Consider the following 24,153-nt stretch of genomic DNA (forward strand, 5'->3'; position numbering starts at 1 on the left):
GCCGTCACGAACCCGCCACTGGCGATAGCGGACGAGGAATTCCTGCGCTACGCATCGTCGCGGCCGCAAACCTCAAAAGCGCCCTGTGCCATGATTTGTCGATTGAGCGCGTTGTGCCAGTCTACTGCCGTGATTGATACCCGCCCGTGACCGTTTCGGGATCGGCTGCTAATCAACGACTCCCATTACATACCGACGGGAATGGAAATCCGACGGATTCGAATTAGCCTGCCAGCGACAGGATTTCGTCGAAGCCGCCGGCGATGGCGTCGTGGAACACGTCGTAATCGGGAATTGCGGTGGTGTCGATGTTCATGCCGAGCCCGCAGGTGTCGACATAGGTCAGAAGCGTGACATTCACGGCCGCACCGATGGTGGGCCCGAAGGCGTATTGCGCGCGCACCGGGGCGCCGCCGAGGAAAACCGGCACCGGGACGCCCGGCACATCGCTGGCCACGAAATCCACGTGGCGCAGGACCGAGCCGATGTACCACCGGGGCGCCAGATTGAGAACTCCGGCAATCAATTGCGTGTATGGCAGTGATTTTTCGTTGCGTACCGCCGCGGTGCGCTGCCGGATCGCCCTGATGCGTTTTGCCGGGTCGATCTCGCCGACGGGTACGTCGAAGCGCATCAGCGTGATCCGGTTCCCGCCGATGCCGTCCGCTTGGGTCCGCAGGCTGATCGGCATCGTGATGTGTAGGTCGCCCACCGGCACACCGTGCTTTTCGTGGTAGAGGCGCAGTCCACCGGCGACCCCCGCGACAAAGGCGTCGTTCAGCGCCCCACCGCAACGGTGTGCGGCTTCCCGCAGCGGCCGCGTCGGCACTTGATGCACCGCGAGATGACGGATCAGGCCGCGGTCCGTCGCCAACGACGACCCGGGTCGGTTGATCGGGCGGACGGTTCGGTAGACGGATGCCGCGGTGGTCGCCGCGGACCGGAGGGTGCTGACGGGCCGCCGAACCCCGTCGTACATCAACCGTGGCAGCCGGTTGGCCACCCCCGCCAGGGCCGAGTTGAGCAGGCCGGCGTCATAGCGCACGGCATCGGGGTAGCCGCCCAGCAGCGCCGGCCCCGCGACGGCCGGCTCCGGAGGCATCGGGTCGACGGGATAGAGGTCTTCGGAGAGGTCGAACAGGTGCATCGCGATCTGGACCCCACCGACCCCGTCGGTGAGCGCGTGGTGGAACTTGCAGATCACGGCTGCGCCGCCGTTTTCCAGACCGTCGATGAACGTGGTCTCCCACAGCGCGCGGGCCCGATCGAAATCCTGCATCTCGGCCACCCGCGCCAGCTCGAGGACGTCGTCGAGGGTCCCTGGGCCGGAGATGGTCGCCCGCCGCAGGTGGTAATCCAGGTCGAAATCCCGGTAATGCTCCCACCGCGGCGGGGCGGGCGCAGGTGACTGCACCACCCGCTGCCGGAACATGGGCAGCGTGCGACTGATCAGGTCGAAGCGTTTGCGCACTTCGTCCCAGTCCGGCGACCGGTCCAGAAGAACGACACTGACCACGGTCGACCGCAGCCGGGGATCGCTTTCCATTGCCCAGGTGAAGGCGTCACTGGCGCGCATAAATGCAGTCATCTTTGTGCTCCTCGCACAGAACGTACGACTGCCGGCGGCCCAGGTCATCGGGTTATCGGCAGCCGATGACTTTGGTCCCCACAGATAGCGGCTTTGGTCGACCGCCCGTGCGGCCACTACAGAATGGCGTTGAGGTCCTTGGCCCTGGCGATGTCGTCCCAGTCGACGTCGAGTTCCAGCAGGATTTCCTCGGTGTGCTGGCCGTGTTCGGGAGCGCGCGCGGGCGCCGGCGGGGTCTCGTCGAACTGCACGGGCGCGGCGACGATCCGGTACTTCTCGCCATGGTCGTCGACGTTGGTCACCACGTATCCGTTGGGCTCGACCTGCGGATCGTTGAGCGTTTCCCGCGGCGTCGCCAGGGCGCCCCACACGCCCGGTTCGTCCTCGAGCGCCTTCTGCCAGTGGGCCAGGTCGTGGCGGGCGAACACCTCGTCCAGGATCTCGGTGGCCGCCGCGGCGTTGGCGATCAGGTTGGCCGACGGCACGAAGCGTTCGTCGGTGGCCAGTTCGCCCAGGCCCATCCGCTCGCAGAACCCCGCCCAGAACTTGTCCGGTTGCAGGAACACCAACTGGATCCACCGGCCATCCCGGGTCTTGTACCGGTTGACAAGCGGGTTGATGGCCAATCCGGGCGGTGCACCCGGAATCCCGTCGATGTCGAAGAAATCGGCCGCCGAGATGGACGGTGCGATCGCCCACATCGCCTGCGCCAACAGCGAGGAGTCGACGATCGCCGGTTCACCGGTGCGTTCGCGGTGGAACAACGCGGCGCATACTCCCCCGGCGAGGGTCGCCCCGCCCTGCAGGTCACCGAACCCGGGCCCCTGGACGGCGGGGGTGTCCGTGCCGAACGGCGTGAGCGTGTAGGCGACGCCGCCGCGCGCGAGGTAGGTGGCGGCGTCGAACCCGCCGCGGTCGCGGTCCGGACCCCGCACCCCCAGCCCGGTGCCGCGCGCGATGATGATCTTCGGGTTGAACGCGCTGATGTCGTCGACTGTCAGCCGCGCCCGTTCGAGCGCGCCCGGCAGCCAATTGGTGAGGAACACGTCGGCACTCGCCAGCAGGCGGCCGAACAGCTCGCGACCGGTCTCGGATTTGATGTCGATGGCGATGCTGCGCTTACCGCGGTTGCCCAACTCGAGGATGAAGTCGGCGTCCGGTCTGGCCGCCTGCCGGGTGAACCCGCCGACGACCAGTGCGCGCCCGGGATCGCCCGATGCGACGCCTTCCACCTTGATCACGTCGGCGCCCCAGTCCGCCAGGGCCGCACCGGCCGAAGGCACGTAGGTCCACGACGCCAGCTCGACTACCCGCACGCCTTCGAGGACGCCCCCGCGGACACCAGACATCGCCAACTCCCTCGGTCGACCGCCATTCCTTGCTATTTTAGATATTCTAGCTAGTCTAGGGCGTAGTGGTAGCCCAGCTGCAGGTCAGCGCAGTTTTTCGGGGAAGAGATGCGATGGATTCGACCGGTGGCCCGAATCCGATACCCGTGACCGCGCGCCGTGTGCGCGGCGTCGACACTGGCGAACGCCGTTGGGCCCCAAAGGGAATCGCGATGACCACGGACGAAGGACTGGCATGGGCAGGGTAACGGGCAAGGTGGCCGTGATCAGTGGCGCCGCGCGCGGTCAGGGCCGCTCGCACGCGCGGATGCTCGCCGCCGAAGGCGCCGACATCATCGCGGTGGACCTGTGCGCCGACATCGAGACCAACGAGTACCCCCTGGCGCGGCGCGAGGACCTCGAGGAGACCGCCCGGCTGGTCGAGAAGGAGGGGCAGCGCGCGTTCACCGCGGTCGCCGACGTCCGCGATCGGGTGGCGCTGGCCGCAGCGATCGACGAGGGCGTGGCCGAGTTCGGGCATCTTGACGTCGTCGTCGCCAACGCGGGCATCTGCCCGCTGACGGCGGGCCTGCCGCCGCAGGCCTTCGCCGACGCCGTGGACGTGGACCTGGTCGGCGTGCTGAACCTGGTGCACGCAAGCCTCAAGCATCTGCATGCCGGCGCGTCGATCATCGTGATCGGTTCCAACGCGGCGTTCATGTCGTCTCTGAGCACCTCCGGCGGTGAGAGTGGGATCGGCGGCCCCGGCGGGGCCGGATACGCCTTCGCGAAACTGGCTGCGGCGCATTACGTCAACGACTTCGCCCTTGCGCTCGCCAAGTTCTCCATCCGGATGAACGCGGTGCACCCGACCAATGTCAACACCGACATGCTGCACAGCCCGCCGATGTATCGGGCCTTCCGGCCGGACCTGAAGGATCCGACCCGCGAGGACGCGGAGCCGGTTTTCCCGCTCGTGCAGGCGATGCCGATCCCCTATGTCGAACCCGAGGACATCAGCGAGGCGGTGCTCTTCCTCGCGTCCGACGCGGCCCGCTACATCACCGGGCAGCAACTCCGTGTCGACGGGGGCGGCTTCCTGAAGGTCAAGCCGTGGTCCGGTGCGTGATCGCATGAGCGACGGGACAACGGGCGTCCAACGCCGCCTGTACGAGCTGATGGTGCTCATGAAGGCGGCCGACGACCGGCTGTCCAAAGGCATCGGCACCGGCGAGTTCATGTGCGTCTACTGGCCCTCGCGCGGGCAGGAGGCCATCGCCGCCGCGATGGGTCTCGCGCTGCGGCCCGACGACCAGTTGGTGACCACCTACCGCGGGCTGCACGACCTCATCGGCAAGGGCGTCCCGCTGGAAGAGATCTACGGCGAGATGATGGGCCGCACCGTGGGCGCCGGGCGCGGCAAGGGCGGCACCATGCACATCGCGAATCCCGCTCGGGGCGTGATGCTTTCGACCGGGATCGTCGGGGCGGGCCCGCCGGTGGCGGTGGGATTGGCGCTGGCCGCGAAACGCAAAGGCCTCGATCGCGTCACCGCGGTGAGCTTCGGCGACGGCGCCACCAACACCGGGTCTTTTCACGAGGCGGCGAACATGGCGGCGCTCTGGGACCTGCCGATGGTGTTCGTCTGCCAGAACAACCTCTACGCCGAGATGACGCCGACCGCCGACACGATGAAGCTCGAATGTGTCGCGGACCGGGCGGCCGGCTACGGCATGCCGGGAGTGCGTGTCGACGGGAACGATCCGCTGGCGATCAAATCGACACTCGATGACGCGCTGCGGCGAGCCCGCGCCGGCGGCGGCCCCACCTTCGTCGAATGCGTGACGTTCCGCTTCCGCGGCCATTACTTCGGTGACCGGATGCCCTACATCCCCAAGGATCAGCTGGCCGCCGCGATCGAAGCCGACCCGGTGCCCCGCCTCCGCGACCAGCTGGTCGAGGCCGGCATCTGCGATCGGGACGAACTCGACCGCATCGAAGAGGAGGCGCTGGCCGCGGTGGAGACGGCGCTGCAAAACGTCATGCGCGCGGAGGCCCCGTCGATCGACGAGCTGGACCGAGACGTGTACGCGACCGCGATCAAGTTCCCGGTGTGAGCATGCAAGAACAAGAGATGACGATGCGCGAGGCGCTCAACCTCGCCCTGGACCAGGCGCTCGCCGCCGACGACAGGGTGTTCCTGCTCGGTGAGGACATCGCCGACCCCGGCGCGTCGGGACCGACCGCGGGCCTGTCGACGAAATACGGCCACGACCGCGTCCTGGACACCCCGATCTCGGAGGCGGCGATCGTCGGCGCGGCCGTCGGCGCGGCCATCGACGGGCTGCTGCCGGTGGCCGAGATCATGATCATGGATTTCATCGGCATCGCCGCCGACCAGCTGATCAACAACGCGGCGAAGCTGAGGTTCATGACCGCCGGGCGCACGACCGCGCCGCTCACCGTTCGCACCCAGGTCTACGCCGGGCTGGCCACCGGCGCCACGCATTCGCAGAGCCTGGAGGCGTGGTTCATGCACATCCCGGGCATGAAGGTGATCGTGCCGTCCACGCCGCGGGACGGGAAGGGTCTGCTGACGGCGGCGATCTTCGACCCCGATCCCTGCCTGTTCGTCGAGACGATCCGGCTGCAGGGCAAGAAGGGGCCCGTCCCCGTCGATGCCGGATTCTCAATCCCGTTGGGCCAGGCCGACGTCAAGCGGCCCGGCACCGACGTGAGCCTGATCGGCTACGGACGCTGCGTGCACGACGCGCTCGCCGCCGCGGCCACGCTGCACGAACAGGGCATCAGCGCCGAGGTCGTCGATCTGCGCACGCTGGTGCCGCTCGACGTCGAGACCCTCGTCGCCTCCGTACGCGGTACCCGCCGAGCCGTGATCGTCCACGACGCCGTCCAATTCGCCGGTCCAGGAGCCGAAGTCGCCGCGATCCTGCACTCGCAGTTGTTCTCCGAGCTGGCCGCGCCCGTCGAGCGGGTGGCCGCCCGATTCGTCCCCAACCCGGCCGCGGCGGCGCTCGAGGCGCAGGTGTATCCCTCCCCGGCGCGGATCGTCGCGGCCGCGCAGAAGACCCTCGCGGGGGCGAGAGTGCATGGCTGACTTCGTCATCCGCATCCCGCGCGTCTCGGTGGCCGTGTCGGAGGCCGAGCTCACCGGCCTGCTCGTCGACGCCGGCCAGCGCGTGGAAGCGGGCACACCCATCTACGTGATCGCCACCGAGAAGGTGGAACAGGAGATCGAAGCCGGAGCGTCGGGCACCGTGCACTGGACCGGCCAGGTCGGGACCACCTATGACATCGGCGCCGCAATCGGAGTCATCACTTCGTGAACCAGGAAAGGTGAGCACGCATGGATCTCAACGAGACTCGCGAGAGGATCATCTACCAGAAGGAGGGGCCCATCGCCCGGGTCACCCTGAACTGGCCGGAAAAGGCGAACGCCCAGGACCAGAAGCTGGCCGAAGAGGTCGACGCCGCGCTGCTGGACGCGGACCGCGACTACGACATCAAGGTGCTCGTGCTCAAGGCCAACGGCAAGGGTTTCTGCTCGGGACACGCCATCGGCAACAACGCGGTGGATTACCCGGCCTTCGTCGAGGGCGCGAAAGTCATGGGCACGCCGTGGAAGCCGCAGACCGACCTGTTCGTGAAGCCGGTGCTGAACCTGTGGGAGTTCTCCAAGCCGACCATCGCGCAGGTGCACGGGTACTGCGTCGGCGGGGGCACGCACTACGGGCTCACCACCGACATCGTCATCGCGTCGGAAGACGCCTACTTCTCCTACCCGCCGCTGCAGGGATTCGGGATGCCGTCGGGCGAATGCTCCATCGAGCCCTGGGTTTTCATGAACTGGCGGCGCGCGGCGTACTACCTGTACACCGCCGAGGTCGTCGACGCGCGCAAGGCGCTGGAGTACGGCCTGGTGAACGAGGTGGTCCCGCGCGAGCAGCTGGGCGACCGGGTGGAGGCCATCGCCCGCCACATCGCGCAAGCGCCGATGACCACGCTGCTGGCGACCAAGGCCAACCTGAAGCGGGCCTGGGAGCTGATGGGCATGCGGGTGCACTGGCAGAGCTCCAACGACCTCGTTGCTCTGGCCTCCCTCAGCAGGGACGTCCAGGAGCTGATTCAGACTGTGTTCCGCGACAAGGTGCTGCCGTCCGAGCATGCGCGACGCCAGGCCGCCGCCGCCGCATCGACCGACGGCGCCACGGCCACTTAGGTTTACGCAGGGACCGCCGGTGAACATCGCCGACCACGCCACGAAGGCCGGACAGGCGCCGGCCCTCATCGTCGCGGGCGGCGGTGGCACGATCTCCCACGCCGAGCTGTACGCCCGCAGCCAACGCGTCGCCGCAATGCTGCATGGCGCGGGGCTGCGCCGGGGCGACGGTGTGGCGCTCATCCTGCCGAACCGATCCGAGTTCCTCGAAATCACCTGGGCCTGCCAGCTTTCCGGGCTCTACTACACCGCGGTCAACACCCACTTCACCCCGGACGAGGTCGCCTACGTCATCGACGACTCGGGTGCGCGGGCGGTGTTCGTCGACGCCGGCATGCCCGACCTCGCCGCCCACGTCCGCGCGGCCAACAGCGCGGTGGCCGCGCATTTCGCGGTGGGCGGGCCCCTGCCCGGCTGGGGCGCATACGACGATGCGCTGGCGGCCGCCGGTGACGCGCCGCCGGTCAAGGACGGCTCGGAGATGCTGTACTCGTCGGGCACCACGGGCCGCCCCAAGGCCGTCCGCCGGCCCCTGCCGGCCGACGGCAACGGCTCATGGGCTCAGGCGGTGCTGGAGCTCGCGCTCACCCACAAGTACGGGATGAGCCGGTCCAGCGTGTACCTCTCCCCCGCACCGCTCTATCACGCCGCCGGGGTGAACTACACCATGGCGGTCAATCGCGTCGGCGCCGCGGCAATCCTCATGCGAAAGTTCGACGCCGAGACCGTCCTGCGGTTGATCGAGACGCACCGCGTGACGCACGCCCAGTTCGTGCCCACCATGTTCGTGCGAATGCTCAAGCTGCCCAGGTCGGTTCGGGAAAAGTATGACGTGTCGAGCCTGCGCTGCGTCATCCACGCGGCAGCGCCCTGCCCGGTCGACGTCAAGCAACAGATGATGAAGTGGTTCGGGCCGATCATCCACGAATACTACGGCGGCACCGAGGGATTCGCGGGTACGACGATCGGTCCCGAAGAATGGCTCGCCCATCCCGGCTCGGTGGGCAAGCCCATGTCCCCGGTGCACGTCATCGGAGACGACGGCGTCGAGCTTCCCACCGGACAAGCCGGCGAGCTGTTCTTCGAGGGCGGCCCCGATTTCGAATACTTCAAGGACCCCGCCAAGACCGCGTCGGTGTCCAACGACCGCGGCTGGCGCACCCTGGGCGACATGGGCTACGTCGACGAGGACGGCTACCTCTACCTCACCGACCGGTCCACGTTCATGATCGTCTCCGGCGGGGTGAACATCTACCCCCAGGAAGTCGAGAACCTGCTGATCATGCACCCCAAGCTCGTCGACGCCGCCGTCTTCGGCGTGCCCAACGACGAGTTCGGCGAGGAGGTCAAGGCCGTCGTGCAGCCGGTCGACGGCATCGCGCCGGGGCCCGACCTCGAGGCCGAGCTGATCGAGCACTGCCGCGCGCACCTGGCCGGCTACAAGTGCCCGCGCAGCGTCGAGTTCGTTGCCGAATTGCCCCGCGACCCGAACGGAAAGCTGTACAAGAGGCGCATCCGCGAGCGTTACTGGCAGGGGCGGGCATCGCGGATCCTATGAGGGGATGAAAATGGTCACCACCCAGAGCACCCACAACAGCCGAATGAGCCAGACCCCGCTTCCGGTGCCGTGGGCGGTCCAGGCCGTCGATCGCATCCCCAAGCAGCGCTACTACGACCCGGAGTTCTACGCGCTCGAAACCGAAATGCTCTGGCCGCGCGTGTGGCAGATGGCCTGCCGCCTGGAAGAGATTCCCAAGCCCGGCGACTACGTCGAGTACGAGATCCTCGATGAGTCGATCATCGTGGTCCGCCTGGACAGGGAAAGCGTGCGCGCTTACCACAACGCGTGTCGCCACCGCGGGGTAAAGCTGGTGGAGGGCAACGGAAACCGGCGCACCTTCGTATGTCCGTTCCACGGATGGTGTTGGGGCATCGACGGACGCAACACCTTCGTGCTGCGGCCCGAGGAGTTCGACGAGCAGAACCTGAACCCGGAGGATCTTCGGCTGGTCCCGGTTCGATGCGAGCTCTGGGGCGGATGCGCGTGGATCAACCTGGACGACGACGCACCCGCGCTGCGTGACTGCCTGGAGCCCTTCGCGTCGATCTACGACGCATGGAAAGTGGAGTCGCTGCGCGTCGAGTGGTGGCAGTCGTGCCGGCTGCCGGTGAACTGGAAACTGGCGACCGCCGCATTCATGGAGGGCTATCACGTCCCGCAGACCCACCCGCAACTGCTCCCGTCGAGCATGCCGAAGCAGCCCGACCCCGCCAAGCCACCCGGACTTGCCCAGACCAACCTGTATTTCATGCGGACCTTGGGCCAAGGCATGGCCGGCATGACACATGAGAACGATGTCCGCGTCGCCGAGGGCCTGCAGAACATGGAATTGCCGGCGGACCCGGTCGAGGCGATGGCCGTGTGGCGCAGCGCGCTCAACGACGCCATCGTGCACTGGCATCGCGCCCGGGGCTGCGACATTCCCGACCTCAACGACTTGCAGCGGCGCGGCATCGACGAAGCGATCAATTTCGCCTTCCCGCACTACTTTCTGCTGCCCCAGTACAGCAGCGCCTCGTCGTACCGGATCCGGCCGCTGGGCCCGGAGGAAACCCTGTTCGAGATCTGGTCGCTCACCCGCATCCCGCCGGACCAGTGCACGGCCAAGCCGACGCCACCCGTCCCCATGCCACCTGACGACCCACGTTGGCCACCGATTCCAGCCCAGGATTTCTCTAATCTGCCCAGGCAACAAAAGGGCCTGCACTCCAAGGGATTTGAGTACATGAGGTTGTCCAGCCGCATCGAGGGCCTGATCTCCAACTTCGAACGCGTGATAGACGGCTTCCTGGCCGGCCTGCCGTACGACGCGCTGGTACCCGCGATCCAAAAGACCAACACCACCATCGACGTGCCGGTCGCCGACCTGGGCTTGCGCGCGGGGGCCCGATGACCACCCGGTGGGACCGCTCCGTGGATCTGCTGATCGCGGGCAGCGGGGGCGGCGGCATGGTCGCCGCGCTGGCGGCGCTCGACTCGGGGATCGAACCCCTGGTGATCGAGAAGCAGCCCCTGGTGGGCGGTTCGACCGGGCTTTCCGGTGGCATGGTGTGGCTGCCGAACAACCCGCTGATGCGGGCCGGCGGCATCCCGGATTCGCACGAGGAGGGGCTGGCCTATTTCGACGACGTCGTCGGTGACATCGGCGCGGCGTCATCGCCCGCGCGGCGCGAGACGTTCCTCACCGCCGGCTACGAGATGATCGATTTCTTGACCCGCAGGGGCGTTCGGTTCGTGCGGTGCCCGGGCTGGAGCGATTACTACCCGAACCACAAGGGCGGTAACGAAGCCGGTCGCGCGATCGAGTGCGTCCCCTACGACGCGGCCGCTCTGGGGAAGTGGAGCGACAAGGTCCAACCCTCGATGGCCAAGGCCTATGGCGGGTTCGTCCTGAAGACGAACGAACTGCGCTCGGTGCAGTATTTCAACCGGTCGCCGCGCGCCTTCGCCGTCGCGATGCGGGTGTTCGCCCGCACCAGGGTGGCGAGGCTGCGCCACCGGGAGATGCTCACCAACGGCGCATCGCTCATCGGCCAGATGCTCAAGGCGCTGATCGACCTGCGCGCCGAACCACCGATCTGGACCGGGACCGCGATGGAGGACCTGATCGTCGAGAACGGCCGCGTGGTCGGCGCACGCGTGGTGCGTGACGGCACCCCGGTCAACGTCGAGGCGCGCAAGGGCGTCCTGCTGGCCGCCGGGGGGTTCAGCCGTAACGCGGACATGCGCCGGCGCTATAGCGGCGAGCAGCCCAACGAGGGGCTCTGGTCGATCGCGAACGCCGGCGACACCGGCGAGGTGTTGCAGACCGCGATCCGGCTGGGCGCGAAGACGGACCTGATGGACGAGGCCTGGTGGCTGCCATCGGTTTTCATCGCCGACGGCGGTGACGCCGCAAGGGCGCTGGGCAGCGGTCGCCAGCGACCCGGCGCCATCTATGTCGACGGAACCGGCCGGCGGTTCTGCAACGAGTCCAACTCGTACGTCGAGGTCGGCAAGGCCATGTACGCGAACAAGGCGGTGCCCTGCTGGATGGTGTTCGACCGGGGCTACGTCGGCCGATACGTGTCGGGGGCAAACCCGTTCAAGCGGCGTCGGCTCCCGGAGGAACTCATCACCCGGGGTGCGGTGTTGCGGGGTGAGACCGTCGGCGACCTCGCGCGCCAGATGGGTGTTCCGGCCGACGCGCTGAAGCGGACGATCAAGCGGTTCAACGGTTTTGCGGCCAAGGGTCTCGACCCGGACTTCGGGCGCGGCCAGTCGGCGTACAACGACTGCCTGGGCGATCCCGGGTATCGTCCCAACGCCGCGCTCGGTCCGCTCGAGCGGTCACCCTACTACGCCACCAAGGTCGTCCCTGCCGACGTCGGCACGTGCGGCGGGGTGATCACCGACGAGCACGCACGGGTCATCGACGAGGACGACCGCGTGATCGACGGACTCTACGCGACGGGCAACATCACGGCGACGGTGATGGGCCGGAACTACTTGGGCGCCGGTGGAAGCATCGCCTACACAATGGTCTTCGGCTACGTCGCGGCCCGCCATGCCGCCGGCCGCAGGCTTTCCGGCGATCCGAGCCGCTAGCCCTCGGCGTCCTTGTCGTCGCGGCCGACGAACTCGCGCGGTTTCATGCCCGACTGCTTCAGCTCGGCCCGCCGTGCCTGGACGTCGGAGGCGGCGCCGACCATGTTGGTCAGGATGTGGCTGACCTGCAGATGCACCCGCATACCCATCAACTCCCACGCCCGCTTCACGTTGTTCTTCACCGCCATCAGCGTGGTCAACGGGATTTGGGCGATCTTGTGGGCCATCTCCTCGACGACGCCCTCGAGGTCTTCGCGCGGCACCACCCTGTTCAGCAGCCCCCAGTCGAGGGCTTGCTGCGCGGAGAGGGTCGGGGCAAGCAGCAGCCAGTCCATGGTGCGATGCCAGTTCATCAGCAACCACGGCTCGATCATGGTGTGGCCGCCGGGTTCACCGAGGCTTTGGGCAAGCGGCATTTGGAAATACGCGTCGTCGGACGCCACGCAGAAGTCGGTCAGCAGGCCGAGATAGATCCCGCCGCCCACGCAATAACCGTGAATCGCGGAGATGGTCGGCTTCGGAAACTCCCACAGGTACAACGTCGGCCACAGAAACAGGTCCGCGGTGCCCTTGTACAGGTCCTCGAATGTTTCGCCGAAATCCGGATAGGGATTCTCGTCGGGACCCCAGCGGGCAACGTGTCCGCCGCAGAACCCTTTTCCGTTGGCCTTGAGGATGACGACCTTGATCTCTTTGTCGCGGTCGGCTGCGTGCAGGCATTCGTCGACTTCGGTGACCAGAACCGCATCTTTGGTGTTGGCCTTGTCGACCCGGTTCAGGATGATCCGCGCGATCGGCGGTTCGCGCTCGTAGATGATCGCTTCAAGGACGCGCCGCTCCATCTGCGTGACATTACCCGGCCGGGAGCCGAAATGGCACCGTCAAATGCCATTTCCGCGAGGGTCGATCGGCGGGGCGAAAACGCTTGCCGCTCAGCGGCCTTCGCGCGCCGCACGCGCCAGCAGCCAAGCCTGGCCGTCACCCTCCCCGGAGGCGAGCAAGTCGAGATCGCCGAACGCGGCGGGCAGCTCACCGGCAGCCGCGCGAAACGGCCCCGGGGCGGCCCCGACTTCGCTCAGCACCGCGATCGCCAGTAGACCGCCGGGCGCCAGGCGTTCGATGATCGCCCGGTCGAGGCGGCGGTCCCGGAATCTGTGGCAGAGGATGACGTCCGCGGGCGGCCCGGGCGGCAGCCCGTCGTCCAGGTCGACGACCTCGAAGCGACACCGATCGCTCACCCCCGCCCGCTCGGCCAGCTCGCGCGCCTGGACCACCGCCACCGGGGATACGTCGAATCCCTCGACCCGAAGTCCGCGCTTCGCGAGCCACACCGCGGCGAGGCCGGGGCCGCACGCGAGATCGAGAGCCCTTCCGGCAGTGGGAACTACATCCGCGTGGGGCGCCAGGAAGCCGGGCGGCCCCGCGGCGTCTTCCGACGGTGGCGCCATGGCCTGGTACCGCTCGTCCCAACGCTGCCGGTCCGCCTCGGCCATAGCCGTAACTGTAGAACCCGGTAGGACGTTGTAGGCGCTCTCAGCGCCTTCCTACACTGGACGAGTGTCCAAAGATGCGGTTCGCCGGTCGGATCGCCGGCCGGGACAGACGATCCGCAAAGTCCTCGATGCCGGCCTTCAGGAACTGCGCGAGTCGTCGTATGCGAACCTGACGATGCGCTCGGTGGCGACCCGCGCGGGGGTGTCGCCGGCCAGCGCCTACACCTACTTTCCCTCCAAGAGCGCGCTGGTGGCGGCGGTATATCTGCGGTTTCTTCGCGAACTGCCGCTGCGCACCGACGTCAACGACGCGACCAAGACGCGGGTCAGTGCCACCCTGCGCGACATGGCCGTCGTGGTCGCCGACGAGCCGGAGCTGACCGCCGCCTGCGGCGCGGCCCTGATGGCCGACGACCCGGCGGTCACGCCGATTCGTGAGCAGATCGGCCACGAGGTCGCGACCCGCATCGGCGCCGCCCTGGGCCCGGATTGGCCCCGCGCCGTGAAATCCACGCTGCAGCTGACCTTCTCCGGCGCCCTGATGACCGCCCGGTTCGTCAGCTTCGACGAGATCGAGGGCCAACTCGACGAGGCCGTCGACCTGATCCTGGGTGCCCACGTGGCGTAATCCGTTGCGCGGCAACCATTATGCCACTGTTGTCAACGTGTCTGACGTCTGGCCGGCCCGCAGGAAGCGGCCGAACTTCTGCTTGCCCAACGCGGGTGCGGCCCGTCCGGCACCGAACGCGAACCGCCCCGCCACGAGCACGGCGCTGACGGTGTCGTCGTTGCGGTTGACCATCCGGGACAACCCACCGTAGGAGGCCACCGGATGCTCGGCATATCGGTCGAGCGAAGCGTCGAGCTTGTCCGGGTCGATCACCACGACGTCGGCGCGATCCCCTACGCGCAGCGTGCCGGCGTCGATTCCGTACCACGCCCCGAGTTCGCCGGTGAGCCGGTGCACGGCACGCTCGACCGACATGAACGGCGTGCCGTGCTTGTCCGCCTCGTGCACGTGCCGCAGCAGCCGAAGCCCCGAGTTGTAGAACGCCATGTTGCGCAGGTGTGCGCCGGCGTCGGAGAACCCCATCTGTACGGTCTTGCTCCGCGCCAGCTTCTTGAGCACCTCGGGACGATGGTTGGAGATCGTGGTGCGCCAGCGCAGCTTTTCGCCGTGCTCCACCACCAGGTCGAGGAACGCGTCCACCGGATGCAGCCCACCGCGGTCCAGCCCCACCCGCCCGAATGACTTGCCCACCACCGACGGGTCCGGGCAGGACACGATCTCGGCATCGAAGAAGTCGCGGTGCCACACCCGGGGGCCGAACCTCTTGTCGTAGTCCTCGCGAAACCAGCGGCGATAGTCCTCGTCGCGCATGAGCTGGTTGCGCTCGATCTCACCCTGCAGGTGCAGCGCCGCGGCGCCGGCGCCGAACTCCTCGAACACCACCAGCGAGATGCCGTCGGCGTAGACCTCGAATGGCACCGGCAGGTGCTGCCACCGGAAGTCGCCGCCGAGGCCGTTCACGACCCGGGCAAGGGTGTCCATGAGGTGGATCACCGGCGGGATGGCCTTGATGTCGGCCGCCGAGAGCAGGCTGGTCTTCAGCCGGGGACGGCCGAACCCCAGCGACGTCGCCAACTGCGACACCACCGACAGCGGGTTCGTGATATCGGGTCCCGACTGCAGGATCTTGTTGCGCCGCCGCAGGATAGCGTTCAGCCGGCGCAGCTCCCGGGGCTTGGCGTATGTCGACGGCAGGGTGCGCGACCGGCAAACCTCGCCGTCGAGTTTGTCGAACAGCAATTGCTGCGACGACATCCCGACGAAGCCTTCGTCCAGCGCCTCGTTGAGCATCGACTCCATCCGCGCCAGTTCCGCCGCCGACGGCCGGACGTCCTTGCGTGTCGCGCGGTCCAGTCCCATCGTCGCCGCGCGCATGTCGGAGTGGCCCATGAACGCCGCGACGTTGGGGCCCAGGTTCCGCCGGTCGAGTTCGGCAACGTACTCCGCGGGATTGGTCCACGAACGGGCCGCGTCCAGGTGCTCGATGACGTAACGCCGGGGAATCGCTTCCACCCGGCCGAAGATGTCGCCCGCGTCCACGTTGTCCAGATAGACCGTGGACAACGAACAAGAGCCCAGCATCACGGTGGTCACGCCGTGCCGCAGCGATTCGGAAAGCTCCGGCTCACAGAGTATTTCGACGTCGTAATGGGTGTGGATGTCGATGATGCCGGGGATGACCCACTGGCCCGTCGCGTCGATGACATCGGCGCCCGCCGTGTCGAGCGGTTCGGAGGTGATGGTGGCGACCCGGCCGTCGCGCACCCCGATGTTTCTGCACACCGACGGCGCACCCGTTCCATCGAACCAGCGACCGTTGGTGATCACCGTGTCGTAGTGCATGTTCGGCCTTTCTGCCGCCCGACGCTGACGATCCGATGCGAGCATACATAATGTCCGAAGTGTCTAGCCATGTTAACCAGCAGGGGTCGTGTGCCCCCAGCGGCTATGATCCAGCTGTGGGGATCACCGACTACCGGTTTGCCGCTCGCTGATGCGCAGTCACGGTTGGGCCGGCAACACGCCCGCCTCCGACGAGGAGGCTATCGAGCGCATCCTGGATGCCGCCGACAGGATCATCGAGGAGCGCGGCTCGGCGATGCGGATCGCCGACGTGGCCCGGGCTCTCGGGGTCACCCGGCAGACCGTGTACCGGTACTTCCCGGGGACGCAGGCGCTGTTGGTGGCGTCGGCGATGCGGTCGGCAGACGGGTTCCTCGACCGGATGGCCGCCCACCTCGACGGTGTCACCGACCCGGTCGTGGCGATGACCGAAGGTATGGCATTCGCCATCGAGGAGCTGGCCTCGGACAACCAAGTGGAATTCGTGCTCAACCAACGCCACCGGGGCGGCCAGAAGGTGTCGATCATTTCCGATACCGCCCTGGCGTTCGGACGGTCCATGCTGCACCGTTACGACATCGCCTGGGAGAGTTACGGTTTCGATGAGGACGGCCTGGACGAACTGAACGAATTCAGCCTGCGGGTGCTGCACTCGTTCCTCGCCGACCCGGGGCGTCCGGCGCGCAGCGGTGCCGATCTGCGGCGCTACCTCACCCGTTGGCTGGGCCCGGCGATCGCCTATCCGCAGCTGCGGCGCGCGATGGATGCACTGCAGAGCCCCGAGCCGCAGCGAACGCGGCGGCGGCCTTCCAAGGCATCCTGACCCGGCCATCGGGCGGCGTCGACGACAACCACAAGGAGCGGGCATGACGGGCCTCGGACAGATTGCGCTCAACAGTGCGCCCGTCTTCGGTGGGGCGATGCTGGCGGTCGCCGCCGGCCAGTTCCGGGCGCCGGATTTCCGGGGGCTGATCAAAGACGACATGGATTTGTTGGACCGGCTCGAGCCCGGCGCCAGGCGCACCGAACTGCAACGCACCATCGACGCCCGCATCGACGACCTCATCGAGACGACGGACCGGAGTAGGGCGCTGCGCAAGGCGGCGTTGTCTTACCAGGGGAACTGGCGCGACATCGTGCTCGTGGTGTGCGTGGTGTTGTTCACCATCATCTGGTGGGACGTCGACCACAGCAGGGGCAACTGGCTGCCGATGTTCATCCTCCTGATCATCCTGACCGTGGTGAGCGCCGCCTATGCGTTTCGCGGCCTGCTGCGGGCCGCCCGGTCGTTGACGCCCCGAGGGCCCCATTCCTCCGGGACGGACGCGCCGCGGTAGCCCGGCGCCGCCGGCGACCACATAACGCGCGCGTTTTGGCACCCTGTGACAAGATCACGCTGTGAAGGCGCATACCCTCTGCGGTCTGATTTGTGCTGCGCTGGCGCCTTTTTGGTCGCTGCCGGTGGCACCGATCGGGGTCGCCGAGCCATGCCCCGATGTCGAGGTGGTGTTCGCCCGGGGTACCAACGAGCCGCCCGGCGTCGGCCGTATCGGCCAGAGTTTCGTCGACTCTCTGCGCTCACACGTGGGCGGTAGGTCCCTGGGCGTGTATCCCGTCGACTACCCGGCGACCACCGACTTCCCCAGGGCCGTGGACGGCATCAGCGACGCGGGCGCCCACGTCGAGCACATGGCGGTCTCGTGCCCGAGGACCAGGATGGTGCTGGGCGGATACTCCCAGGGTGCGGCCGTGATGGGTTTCGTCACCGAAAGCGCGGTCCCGGACGGCGTGCACCTGGTCCAGGCGCTGCAGCCGATGCCGGCCGAGGTGGCCAACCACGTGGCCGCGGTGGCGCTCTTCGGAACGCCGTCGAACCAGTTCATGAGCATCATCAACGAACCGCCCGTGACGATCGGCCCGCCGTATGCGGCCAAGACCATCGAACTGTGCGTGCCAGGCGACCCGGTCTGCTCGGACGCCGTCAACCCCGCGGCACACCGGCAGTACGTCGAAGCGGGCATGGTCGACCAGGCGGCGGATTTCGCCGCCGGCCGCCTCTAGCCCGGCCCTGGACTGCGGGGTCAGCGCGGCCCGGACCCGGCATCGAGGACCTCGAGCGCGGCGTCGATGTTCGGGATGACCGTCGGACCGTAATTTCTCACCAACTGCCCGAGCGCGCGGGCGATATGCGGTCCGACGGCGCCGGCGGCCAGGACCTCCTCGGCCAGGACGATGCCGTTCACCACATGCGCGGCGCTCACGCGACCGTCGGCCGTCACCTCGTACCGCCAGTCGCCGATCTGCACCCGCTCCGGCTGCGACCGGAAGAAGCCGCGCCGCGCGGGAACGAGGATCACGCCCGGAACCCCGGAAAACACCTTGAGCACCAGCCCGACTCCCCCCGGTCCGGCCAGGGCCGTTCCGACGACCCGGCCGACCCGATCGTGATCGAGGCCCGTCATCAATCGCTCATGGGCAGGACGAACGACGGTGTCAGCGTTTGCGCCTCACCGCCGCGGCGCACCGCGGTGCCGGCCACGTAGAACTCGACGGTGTGGTGACCCCACGCGTAGTTCGAGATCGCGAAATGCACTCCGACGACACCGCTTGCGCCGTCGCGCTCGGCCTCACTCTGCATGCGTGACATCGCCAGCTCGCGGGCCTGGTAGCTGCCCTGCGTCCATTGCGGCATCTCGGCATTGCGTCCGACCTGGCTGAGCGTGCGCAGGAAGCCTTGTACCGCAACGTGAAACACGCAGTTGCCCATCACGAACGCGACGGGGGCGAACCCCGATCGCAGCAGGGTCGTCAGGTCCTGGCCGGACAGGTGACTGGTGAACGCCTGACCGTTGGGGCGCCGATAGGCGCCCGGCTGCGGCGTGTATCGCACCGCGGTTCCGACCGCGATGAACTCCAGGTGCTCGCCCTCCCCCTGATGCCGCCATTCGAGGCGGACGCCGACCACACCGTCGGCGCCCAGTGAGTCCGCCTCCGCCTGCATCCGCGACATGGCATTCCAGCGCGCCCGGTAGGTCGCGTCGGTGAGGACCGGCAGTTCGGATTGTTGGCGGATGCCGGTGAACTGATAGCCGACGTGGTAGACCGAGACGCCCATCACGAGTTCGATCGGTTCGAACCCGGCCCCATGCAGCAAGGCGAATTCGTTGATCGACAGATCGGATGTGAACACTTTACCTGCGTGCGAGAGCCGTTCGCTGGCGACGGGGTCGAGCGGGTTCGGTTGCATTGTCAAGACGCCCTCCTGCGGTTCGCAGGACAGCGTAGGCGGCCGGGCCGCCGCGCACACCCATAACGTGCGACTTTCCGGTGGAGCCGTGGCGAAATATGGGTGGCCCGAGCGCCGGACCCGGCTCGCGCACGCCGGGCCGTGCGGTGACCCGATGCACTTTGCTGCCGCCGTGGCGTCCGGCCGCCCTTGTCGCCCCGCGCCTCAGGGCGCGGCTTGGGCGGCGGCGATCATCTCGTGCACATCGCCGACCGCCCAGGGGCCGGCGTCATGGTGGTCGCGGTAACCGAGCACCCGCGGGGTCGGCCGGTCGAAGCGACCGACGAATCCGCCTGCGGCGACGAAGATCTGGCCCGTCACGGCCTGCGCGAGGTCACTCGCGAGGTAGGCATACAGCGGGGCCACGAAGGCCGGCGGGGCGCTGTCCAACGAGGCCCGCATGGTCATGTCGTCCAGCAAGCCGCGGCGGTACAGGTCCTCGATGTGCTCCTCGTACTCGGCGCCCGTCGACAGGCGCGTGCGGGCGCCGGGACACACGACGTTGGCCCGCACGCCGTGCGCCTTCAACTCGGCGGCGACGGCCATGGTCAGCGCGTTCACCCCGCCTTTGCCCGCGGGGTAGCCGGTGCCGCCGTAGTCGCCCAAGAACGCCACCGAGCTCGTGTTGACGATGGCACCGTGTCCCTGCGCCGCCATGACGCGTGCCGCCGCCCGCGACGTGTGGAACGCCGAACCGAGGTGGGCGCTGACCAGGCGATCGAAGTCTTCGGGCGAGATGTTCAGGATCGAGGAGCCGGGCGGTTCGGCGATCCCGACGCAGTTGATCATGGCGTCCAGCCGCCCATGGGTGCGCACGCAGTCGTCGACGAGGGTAGCGGCGATGCGCTCCTCGTCGGCGGGTCCGACCACCGCGCTGGCATGTCCGCCCGCCGCCGTGATCGCGGCGACCGTCTCCTCGACCGCGTGCCCGTCGCGCCCGTTGACGACCACGCCGGCCCCCAGGTCGCAGAGCAGTTCGGCGACCGCGCGGCCGATCCCACGGCTGCCGCCCGCCACCACCACGCCCCGCCCATCCAGCAGGCGCCCGTCGCCGCTCACCTCCATGGGCGTCGTAATACGTTGCGCGATAAGCGCTCTCGGTAAAGATCGAGTGCCGGTCGCGCGGGCTCGGTCACGAACATTAGGCGAACAGTACCCAGCCGGGACACAAATGAGAACCACGGTCAGCACTTTGCTGCCGGGCGAACCCCGCCAACGTGGGCAAGCGGCACCGGGTGTGCCCACCGCAAACATCATGGCCGGCCATCCGCCCGGGCATCGCCGCGATGTGCGCCGGACCACCAGTCCGGCCTCTGGCCTGCGCATACGTCGGCAATCGCTCCCATGCGGCCGACGTCGCGGTGGAATCGGTTGCGAACGAGCCCGGGCCGCCCATGCGGTAAGCGATCGCGGGCCCATGCGATGGGGCGTATAGTCGCAAATGAAGTCCGTTATGGACGTGTCGCCGTTTAGCTCAAAGCGGCCAGTCAGCCGCACGGCTACTGAGCTTGACATGGCTCCGGCGATCAACACCCGAGTCATCTCCCGTCGGTAACCCCGCGCGTTCGATGAACGACCAGTCCTGCGGATACAGGTGCAGTGAGGCGACTGTGCGCATAGCTGCCAGTCTCGCTGCACACGACTCAGAGGAGTGAGTCAGTAATGCAGAAATGTTTGTGTACCAAAGCTTTCAGGATCAGCCGCGCCGAGAACGGGCGCGTGCGCCGATGACCAATGTGATTGCTCCCGACCGTCCCGCTTCCACCGCAGCGGCTCCGTGCCGTGACAAGAAAGCCGACGACTCCTACGACGACGTGGTCGAGATGTTCGTCCTGCTGCGCCAGATGCCGGCCGAGTCGCACGAATATCGTCGCCAGCGCGAACGGATCGTGACCCGATGCCTGCCCTTGGCCGACCACGTGGCCAGCCATTTCGCGCGCCGCGGCGAGGGGCTCGACGACCTCATCCAGGTGGCGCGACTGGGGCTGATGAACGCCATCAACAGGTTCGATCCCGACAAGGGGCCCAGCTTCATCGGCTTCGCGGTCCCGACCATGATGGGCGAGGTTCGCCGGTACTTCCGCGACTACAGCTGGGGCATGCGGGTACCGCGGAGGCTGCGTGAACTGCACGTGCAGATCAGCAGGACGACCGGCGATCTGGCCCAGAAGCTGGGGCGCGCGCCCACCGCGGGCGAGCTGTCGCAAGCGCTGGAGGTCCCCCGCGAGGAGATCGTCGAGTGCCTCGTGGCGGGCGACGCCTACCGCCTGGATTCCCTGGACGCGCCGGTGGGCACCGACAGCTCGGGCACGCCGCGACTGGTCGCGGACGCGGTCGGCGGCATCGACCCGCAGATCGAACACATCACCAACCGGGAAGCGCTGCGCGTCCTGGTTGCCGCGCTCCCCGAGCGCGAACGCGAGGTCTTGCGCATGAGATTCTTCGAATCAATGACGCAGAGCCAGATCGCCGAGCGCATCGGGGTCTCGCAGATGCAGGTCTCCCGCATCCTGGCCAGCACCCTGCGCTGCTTGCGCGACCAACTGGATTAGCGCCTTCACCTCCCCCAGGGGCCTTCGGCGCCACGGTGGTGCCGCGCCGCAATGTACTGTGCGATTCGGGAACGAACTCGACGGTGGCGCCGGAGGCGGCCTGGAAGGGAGCTCGAGCGATGACGACTTCACGGACGGCGACCGCGGGTGTCGCGGCGGCGGCGGCGCTGGCAGTGGCGATAGCAGGGTGCGGCAAGGATTCGACGACGTCAACGCCGTCGAAGTCGGGGGCGTCCAGCTCGGCCACCAGCGCACCCAGTTCTACACCGACGTCGTCGGCATCCGCGCAGGCGAACCAGTACGTCGGGCTGTTGATCCAGGCGAGCGACATCAACGCGCCAATCCCGTTCACCGCCACCCCGCCGACGAGCAACCCGAACGGTCAACCCGGCGTCGCGACGACGTTCAAAGACGAGGACGGCAGCCACGTCATCAAGGACACGATCCAGGTGCTCGCGGACCCCGACGCCGCCACGAACGCGTTGAACACGGCCAAGGGCGCGCAGGGTGACGTGATCAAGAACCCGACTACCCAAGCCGCCAACGTGGGCACGGGTGGAACGACGTTGATGGGCAATTCCCCGGACAAGAGCAAGGGCGTGACGATACTGCTGTTCACCGAGGGCAAGGCGTTCGTCACGCTGGAATTCGACGGGCCGCCCGACACGCTTGCCCCCGCCGACTTCGTCAACGACGTGGGCCAGAAACAAGACGCGGCCATCAAGAAGGGGCTCGGCGGCTGAGCGCCGGTTGATCGCCCAACGCACCGAGGAGCCCGATGACCGTCATCAACGGCCTGCCCGCCCATGCCCTGCTGCTGCACTTCGTGGTGGTGCTGGTACCGCTGACCGCCGTGCTGGAGATCGTGTGCGTGTTCTGGCCGACGGCGCGCCGGGGCCCACTGTTGTGGCTCGCATTGATATCGGCTGTCGCCACCATGGTGTTGACGCCGATCACGGTTGACGCCGGGGAATGGCTTTACGACCTGAGGGCCAAACCCAGCGCCATCCTGCAGAAGCATGCCACCCTGGGCGCCACGATGACCTACTTCTCGGCCGCGCTGCTGGCGGCCGCGCTGGTGCTGGTGGTGATGCGGCTGATCGAACGCCGCTCGGACAAGAGCCGCGTGGTCGTCCGGGCGACGATCGCGATACTGGTGCTCGCCGTCGCCATCTCATCGATGGTCCAGATTTACCGCGTGGGTGATGCTGGCGCCCAATCGGTTTGGGGTGGCGAAATCGCCCGCCTGCAACAATCCCATCACGCGGGGTAGCGGTCGCCAGTACACCTAGGCGGGCGCCTATGCCGTGGGCGTGAGCAGGAACAGCCGGAATTGCCGCCCACCCGCGCGATCCTGGGCGACTTGATAGTTCGGCCAGTGCGCCAGCACGGTCGACCACGCCTCGTCGCGCTCCTCGCCGGTGAGCAACCGCACCGTCGCGACGAAACGCTGACCGCGCCTGCGGACGGTAACCCGTTGCGTGGCCTTCAGATTCGCCGACCACGACGGGTGGCGATCCCGGCCCCAGTTGGAGCCGACCACCAACAACCCGTTCTCGACGGGCACGTACTGCACCGTCGCCGTGCGCGCCAGCCCGGTTTTGCGACCCGACGTCGTGACCTGAACGTTGGGCACACCGGCGAGATCCAGAACGCCGAGCCGCCCGTTGGTCGCGAACCGCAGCAGTGCCTCGAGCCCTTCAGCGACCGGCCGGCCATTCAGGACGAGCCTGCGGTAGGCCGCCGGATTGCGAGCCACCCGCTGGAGCGGATTCATACGAAGACTGTATTCCCGCGCGGCCCCGCCCGGGCGTCGGAGCAATGAAATCGCCTTGAAGTGCCGGGGATTGGGGATCCGGACGCTTCATAGCGCGACGGCCGCCACGCCCGTTAAATAAATTGCTTGATTTAATCGGCCTCGCGGTGTTCACTGAGGCGATGACCGCCGAGCGGATCGCTCGCTCCGACAGGTCGACGGGTACCCGCGAGGCGATCTTGTCGGCCGCGGAAGTGCTGTTCGCCGAACGCGGCATGTATGCCGTGTCGAACCGGCAGATCAGCGAGGCGGCCGGGCAAGGCAACAACGCCGCCGCTTGCTACCACTTCGGAACCAGGACCGACCTGCTCCGCGCGATCGAAGGCAAGCATCGGGAGCCGATCGAGGAATTGCGGGCCCAGATGCTGAGCGCCATCGGCGATTCGGCCGTACTGCGCGACTGGGTGGGCGCGCTGGTGCGGCCACTCACCGATCACCTGCACGCGCTGGGCACGCCCAGCTGGTACGCCCGGTTCGCCGCCCAGGCGATGGCCGATCCCACGTACCGTCACGTCGTCACCAGGGATGCGCTCGCCTCGCCACTGCTCGTACGGACCATCGACGGCATCAACCGGTGCCTTCCCGATCTGCCCCGTCGGGTGCGCTCGGAACGAATGGTCATGGTGCGCAACCTGCTCATGCACACCTGCGCGGAGCACGAGGGCGCGCTCGCCGAACACGGACCGCGTTCACGTTCGGCATGGCCGGTCGCCGGCGAAGGGCTGATCGACGCGATCGTCGGCCTGTGGCGCGCACCCGTCCACGTGGCCGCCGCGGGCGGCTAGTCCT

The 24,153-nt window shown here is 67.7% G+C and carries 25 protein-coding genes; 16 read left to right on the forward strand and 9 right to left on the reverse strand.

Annotated features, from left to right (window positions below):
• Positions 1-223 precede the first annotated feature (223 nt).
• Both C1737_RS06305 and C1737_RS06310 read right to left on the reverse strand, forming a co-directional pair.
• Positions 224-1,588, reverse strand: coding sequence for a wax ester/triacylglycerol synthase domain-containing protein (locus tag C1737_RS06305; protein WP_102417522.1), 1,365 nt, complete (start codon positions 1,586-1,588; stop codon positions 224-226).
• Positions 1,589-1,704: 116 nt separating this feature from the next.
• Positions 1,705-2,937, reverse strand: coding sequence for a CaiB/BaiF CoA-transferase family protein (locus C1737_RS06310; protein ID WP_102417523.1), 1,233 nt, complete (start codon positions 2,935-2,937; stop codon positions 1,705-1,707).
• A gap of 235 nt (positions 2,938-3,172) precedes the next feature.
• Here C1737_RS06310 and C1737_RS06315 point away from each other — a divergent pair, with 235 nt between their 5' ends.
• Genes C1737_RS06315 through C1737_RS06350 form a run of 8 tightly spaced genes read left to right on the forward strand, consistent with a single transcriptional unit; the run spans position 3,173 to position 11,804 of the window.
• A complete protein-coding gene (locus C1737_RS06315; RefSeq protein WP_067917331.1) occupies positions 3,173-4,045 on the forward strand; it encodes a mycofactocin-coupled SDR family oxidoreductase in 873 nt (290 codons plus the stop codon).
• 4 nt (positions 4,046-4,049) lie between these two features.
• Complete coding sequence (locus tag C1737_RS06320; protein ID WP_102417805.1) at positions 4,050-5,033, forward strand: thiamine pyrophosphate-dependent dehydrogenase E1 component subunit alpha; 984 nt, start codon at positions 4,050-4,052, stop codon at positions 5,031-5,033.
• A gap of 2 nt (positions 5,034-5,035) precedes the next feature.
• The gene (locus tag C1737_RS06325; RefSeq protein ID WP_102417524.1) at positions 5,036-6,034 is read left to right on the forward strand and encodes an alpha-ketoacid dehydrogenase subunit beta; all 999 of its coding nucleotides are present in this window, start codon (positions 5,036-5,038) and stop codon (positions 6,032-6,034) included.
• Entirely contained in the window at positions 6,027-6,263 is a 237-nt protein-coding gene (locus tag C1737_RS06330) for a lipoyl domain-containing protein (RefSeq protein ID WP_102417525.1), read from the forward strand. Before C1737_RS06325 ends, C1737_RS06330 begins: the two co-directional genes overlap by 8 nt.
• A 20-nt stretch (positions 6,264-6,283) precedes the next feature.
• Positions 6,284-7,156, forward strand: coding sequence for an enoyl-CoA hydratase/isomerase family protein (locus tag C1737_RS06335; RefSeq protein WP_067917337.1), 873 nt, complete (start codon positions 6,284-6,286; stop codon positions 7,154-7,156).
• Positions 7,157-7,175: 19 nt separating this feature from the next.
• Positions 7,176-8,714 carry an acyl-CoA synthetase gene (locus tag C1737_RS06340; RefSeq protein WP_102417526.1) on the forward strand — a complete coding sequence of 513 codons (1,539 nt, stop codon included), beginning with the start codon at positions 7,176-7,178 and terminating at the stop codon, positions 8,712-8,714.
• A 43-nt stretch (positions 8,715-8,757) separates the two neighbouring features.
• Positions 8,758-10,110 (forward strand): SRPBCC family protein, encoded by a 1,353-nt coding sequence (locus C1737_RS06345; protein WP_102417806.1) that lies wholly within the window; start codon positions 8,758-8,760, stop codon positions 10,108-10,110.
• Positions 10,107-11,804 carry an FAD-binding protein gene (locus C1737_RS06350; RefSeq protein ID WP_102417527.1) on the forward strand — a complete coding sequence of 566 codons (1,698 nt, stop codon included), beginning with the start codon at positions 10,107-10,109 and terminating at the stop codon, positions 11,802-11,804. Before C1737_RS06345 ends, C1737_RS06350 begins: the two co-directional genes overlap by 4 nt.
• On the opposite strand, the gene C1737_RS06355 is transcribed toward C1737_RS06350, so the two are convergent.
• On the reverse strand, positions 11,801-12,646 hold the full coding sequence (locus C1737_RS06355; RefSeq protein ID WP_102417528.1) for an enoyl-CoA hydratase-related protein: 846 nt from the start codon (positions 12,644-12,646) through the stop codon (positions 11,801-11,803). The two genes, C1737_RS06350 and C1737_RS06355, sit on opposite strands and share 4 nt — an antisense overlap.
• A 90-nt stretch (positions 12,647-12,736) precedes the next feature.
• The gene (locus C1737_RS06360; protein WP_068095397.1) at positions 12,737-13,297 is read right to left on the reverse strand and encodes a bifunctional 2-polyprenyl-6-hydroxyphenol methylase/3-demethylubiquinol 3-O-methyltransferase UbiG; all 561 of its coding nucleotides are present in this window, start codon (positions 13,295-13,297) and stop codon (positions 12,737-12,739) included.
• 64 nt (positions 13,298-13,361) lie between these two features.
• On the opposite strand from C1737_RS06360, the gene C1737_RS06365 reads away from it, so the two are divergent.
• Positions 13,362-13,925: a TetR/AcrR family transcriptional regulator gene (locus C1737_RS06365; RefSeq protein WP_102417529.1), complete on the forward strand. Its 564-nt coding sequence runs from the start codon at positions 13,362-13,364 to the stop codon at positions 13,923-13,925.
• An 18-nt stretch (positions 13,926-13,943) separates the two neighbouring features.
• On the opposite strand, the gene C1737_RS06370 is transcribed toward C1737_RS06365, so the two are convergent.
• On the reverse strand, positions 13,944-15,710 hold the full coding sequence (locus C1737_RS06370) for an amidohydrolase family protein (RefSeq protein ID WP_102417530.1): 1,767 nt from the start codon (positions 15,708-15,710) through the stop codon (positions 13,944-13,946).
• A gap of 151 nt (positions 15,711-15,861) precedes the next feature.
• Between C1737_RS06370 and C1737_RS06375 the strand changes: the two genes are divergently transcribed.
• The 3 genes from C1737_RS06375 (at position 15,862) to C1737_RS06385 (ending at position 17,771) form a co-directional block, all read left to right on the forward strand.
• Positions 15,862-16,533 carry a TetR/AcrR family transcriptional regulator gene (locus C1737_RS06375; protein WP_102417531.1) on the forward strand — a complete coding sequence of 224 codons (672 nt, stop codon included), beginning with the start codon at positions 15,862-15,864 and terminating at the stop codon, positions 16,531-16,533.
• 43 nt (positions 16,534-16,576) lie between these two features.
• Positions 16,577-17,047, forward strand: coding sequence for a hypothetical protein (locus tag C1737_RS06380; RefSeq protein ID WP_102417532.1), 471 nt, complete (start codon positions 16,577-16,579; stop codon positions 17,045-17,047).
• Positions 17,048-17,108: 61 nt separating this feature from the next.
• On the forward strand, positions 17,109-17,771 hold the full coding sequence (locus C1737_RS06385) for a cutinase family protein (protein WP_369807506.1): 663 nt from the start codon (positions 17,109-17,111) through the stop codon (positions 17,769-17,771).
• Positions 17,772-17,791: 20 nt separating this feature from the next.
• Here the strand turns inward: C1737_RS06385 and C1737_RS06390 are convergent, their stop codons facing one another.
• The 3 genes from C1737_RS06390 to C1737_RS06400 all read right to left on the reverse strand — a co-directional run bounded on the left by C1737_RS06390 (position 17,792) and on the right by C1737_RS06400 (position 20,061).
• Positions 17,792-18,172, reverse strand: a complete 381-nt coding sequence (locus tag C1737_RS06390) for a DUF5073 family protein (protein ID WP_067917355.1) — start codon at positions 18,170-18,172, stop codon at positions 17,792-17,794.
• Positions 18,172-18,957, reverse strand: a complete 786-nt coding sequence (locus C1737_RS06395) for a heavy metal-binding domain-containing protein (RefSeq protein WP_067917357.1) — start codon at positions 18,955-18,957, stop codon at positions 18,172-18,174. Before C1737_RS06395 ends, C1737_RS06390 begins: the two co-directional genes overlap by 1 nt.
• Before the next feature lie 204 nt (positions 18,958-19,161).
• Positions 19,162-20,061, reverse strand: coding sequence for an SDR family NAD(P)-dependent oxidoreductase (locus tag C1737_RS06400; RefSeq protein ID WP_068095407.1), 900 nt, complete (start codon positions 20,059-20,061; stop codon positions 19,162-19,164).
• Positions 20,062-20,723: 662 nt separating this feature from the next.
• Here C1737_RS06400 and C1737_RS06405 point away from each other — a divergent pair.
• The 3 genes from C1737_RS06405 to C1737_RS06415 all read left to right on the forward strand — a co-directional run bounded on the left by C1737_RS06405 (position 20,724) and on the right by C1737_RS06415 (position 22,821).
• Entirely contained in the window at positions 20,724-21,548 is an 825-nt protein-coding gene (locus tag C1737_RS06405) for a SigB/SigF/SigG family RNA polymerase sigma factor (RefSeq protein ID WP_068095409.1), read from the forward strand.
• 119 nt (positions 21,549-21,667) lie between these two features.
• Positions 21,668-22,291: a hypothetical protein gene (locus C1737_RS06410; RefSeq protein ID WP_102417533.1), complete on the forward strand. Its 624-nt coding sequence runs from the start codon at positions 21,668-21,670 to the stop codon at positions 22,289-22,291.
• A gap of 35 nt (positions 22,292-22,326) precedes the next feature.
• Positions 22,327-22,821, forward strand: coding sequence for a DUF2231 domain-containing protein (locus C1737_RS06415; RefSeq protein WP_068099268.1), 495 nt, complete (start codon positions 22,327-22,329; stop codon positions 22,819-22,821).
• Positions 22,822-22,848: 27 nt separating this feature from the next.
• On the opposite strand, the gene C1737_RS06420 is transcribed toward C1737_RS06415, so the two are convergent.
• The gene (locus C1737_RS06420; protein ID WP_067917367.1) at positions 22,849-23,325 is read right to left on the reverse strand and encodes a nitroreductase family deazaflavin-dependent oxidoreductase; all 477 of its coding nucleotides are present in this window, start codon (positions 23,323-23,325) and stop codon (positions 22,849-22,851) included.
• Between the two features lie 146 nt (positions 23,326-23,471).
• Here C1737_RS06420 and C1737_RS06425 point away from each other — a divergent pair, with 146 nt between their 5' ends.
• A complete protein-coding gene (locus tag C1737_RS06425) occupies positions 23,472-24,149 on the forward strand; it encodes a TetR/AcrR family transcriptional regulator (protein ID WP_068099267.1) in 678 nt (225 codons plus the stop codon).
• The last annotated feature ends 4 nt before the right edge of the window (positions 24,150-24,153 follow it).

Origin of the sequence: Mycobacterium sp. 4858, from assembly GCF_900240975.1 — a bacterium.
GTDB lineage: Bacteria > Actinomycetota > Actinomycetes > Mycobacteriales > Mycobacteriaceae > Mycobacterium.

Coding starts and splice junctions, on each gene's coding strand:
- C1737_RS06305 (WP_102417522.1), bottom strand. CDS start 1,588: ATGACTGCATTTATGCGCGCCAGTGACGCCTTCACCTGGGCAATGGAA.
- C1737_RS06310 (WP_102417523.1), bottom strand. CDS start 2,937: ATGTCTGGTGTCCGCGGGGGCGTCCTCGAAGGCGTGCGGGTAGTCGAG.
- C1737_RS06315 (WP_067917331.1), top strand. CDS start 3,173: ATGGGCAGGGTAACGGGCAAGGTGGCCGTGATCAGTGGCGCCGCGCGC.
- C1737_RS06320 (WP_102417805.1), top strand. CDS start 4,050: ATGAGCGACGGGACAACGGGCGTCCAACGCCGCCTGTACGAGCTGATG.
- C1737_RS06325 (WP_102417524.1), top strand. CDS start 5,036: ATGCAAGAACAAGAGATGACGATGCGCGAGGCGCTCAACCTCGCCCTG.
- C1737_RS06330 (WP_102417525.1), top strand. CDS start 6,027: ATGGCTGACTTCGTCATCCGCATCCCGCGCGTCTCGGTGGCCGTGTCG.
- C1737_RS06335 (WP_067917337.1), top strand. CDS start 6,284: ATGGATCTCAACGAGACTCGCGAGAGGATCATCTACCAGAAGGAGGGG.
- C1737_RS06345 (WP_102417806.1), top strand. CDS start 8,758: ATGAGCCAGACCCCGCTTCCGGTGCCGTGGGCGGTCCAGGCCGTCGAT.
- C1737_RS06350 (WP_102417527.1), top strand. CDS start 10,107: ATGACCACCCGGTGGGACCGCTCCGTGGATCTGCTGATCGCGGGCAGC.
- C1737_RS06355 (WP_102417528.1), bottom strand. CDS start 12,646: ATGGAGCGGCGCGTCCTTGAAGCGATCATCTACGAGCGCGAACCGCCG.
- C1737_RS06360 (WP_068095397.1), bottom strand. CDS start 13,297: ATGGCCGAGGCGGACCGGCAGCGTTGGGACGAGCGGTACCAGGCCATG.
- C1737_RS06370 (WP_102417530.1), bottom strand. CDS start 15,710: ATGCACTACGACACGGTGATCACCAACGGTCGCTGGTTCGATGGAACG.
- C1737_RS06375 (WP_102417531.1), top strand. CDS start 15,862: ATGCGCAGTCACGGTTGGGCCGGCAACACGCCCGCCTCCGACGAGGAG.
- C1737_RS06380 (WP_102417532.1), top strand. CDS start 16,577: ATGACGGGCCTCGGACAGATTGCGCTCAACAGTGCGCCCGTCTTCGGT.
- C1737_RS06390 (WP_067917355.1), bottom strand. CDS start 18,172: ATGACGGGCCTCGATCACGATCGGGTCGGCCGGGTCGTCGGAACGGCC.
- C1737_RS06395 (WP_067917357.1), bottom strand. CDS start 18,957: ATGCAACCGAACCCGCTCGACCCCGTCGCCAGCGAACGGCTCTCGCAC.
- C1737_RS06400 (WP_068095407.1), bottom strand. CDS start 20,061: ATGGAGGTGAGCGGCGACGGGCGCCTGCTGGATGGGCGGGGCGTGGTG.
- C1737_RS06405 (WP_068095409.1), top strand. CDS start 20,724: ATGACCAATGTGATTGCTCCCGACCGTCCCGCTTCCACCGCAGCGGCT.
- C1737_RS06410 (WP_102417533.1), top strand. CDS start 21,668: ATGACGACTTCACGGACGGCGACCGCGGGTGTCGCGGCGGCGGCGGCG.
- C1737_RS06415 (WP_068099268.1), top strand. CDS start 22,327: ATGACCGTCATCAACGGCCTGCCCGCCCATGCCCTGCTGCTGCACTTC.
- C1737_RS06420 (WP_067917367.1), bottom strand. CDS start 23,325: ATGAATCCGCTCCAGCGGGTGGCTCGCAATCCGGCGGCCTACCGCAGG.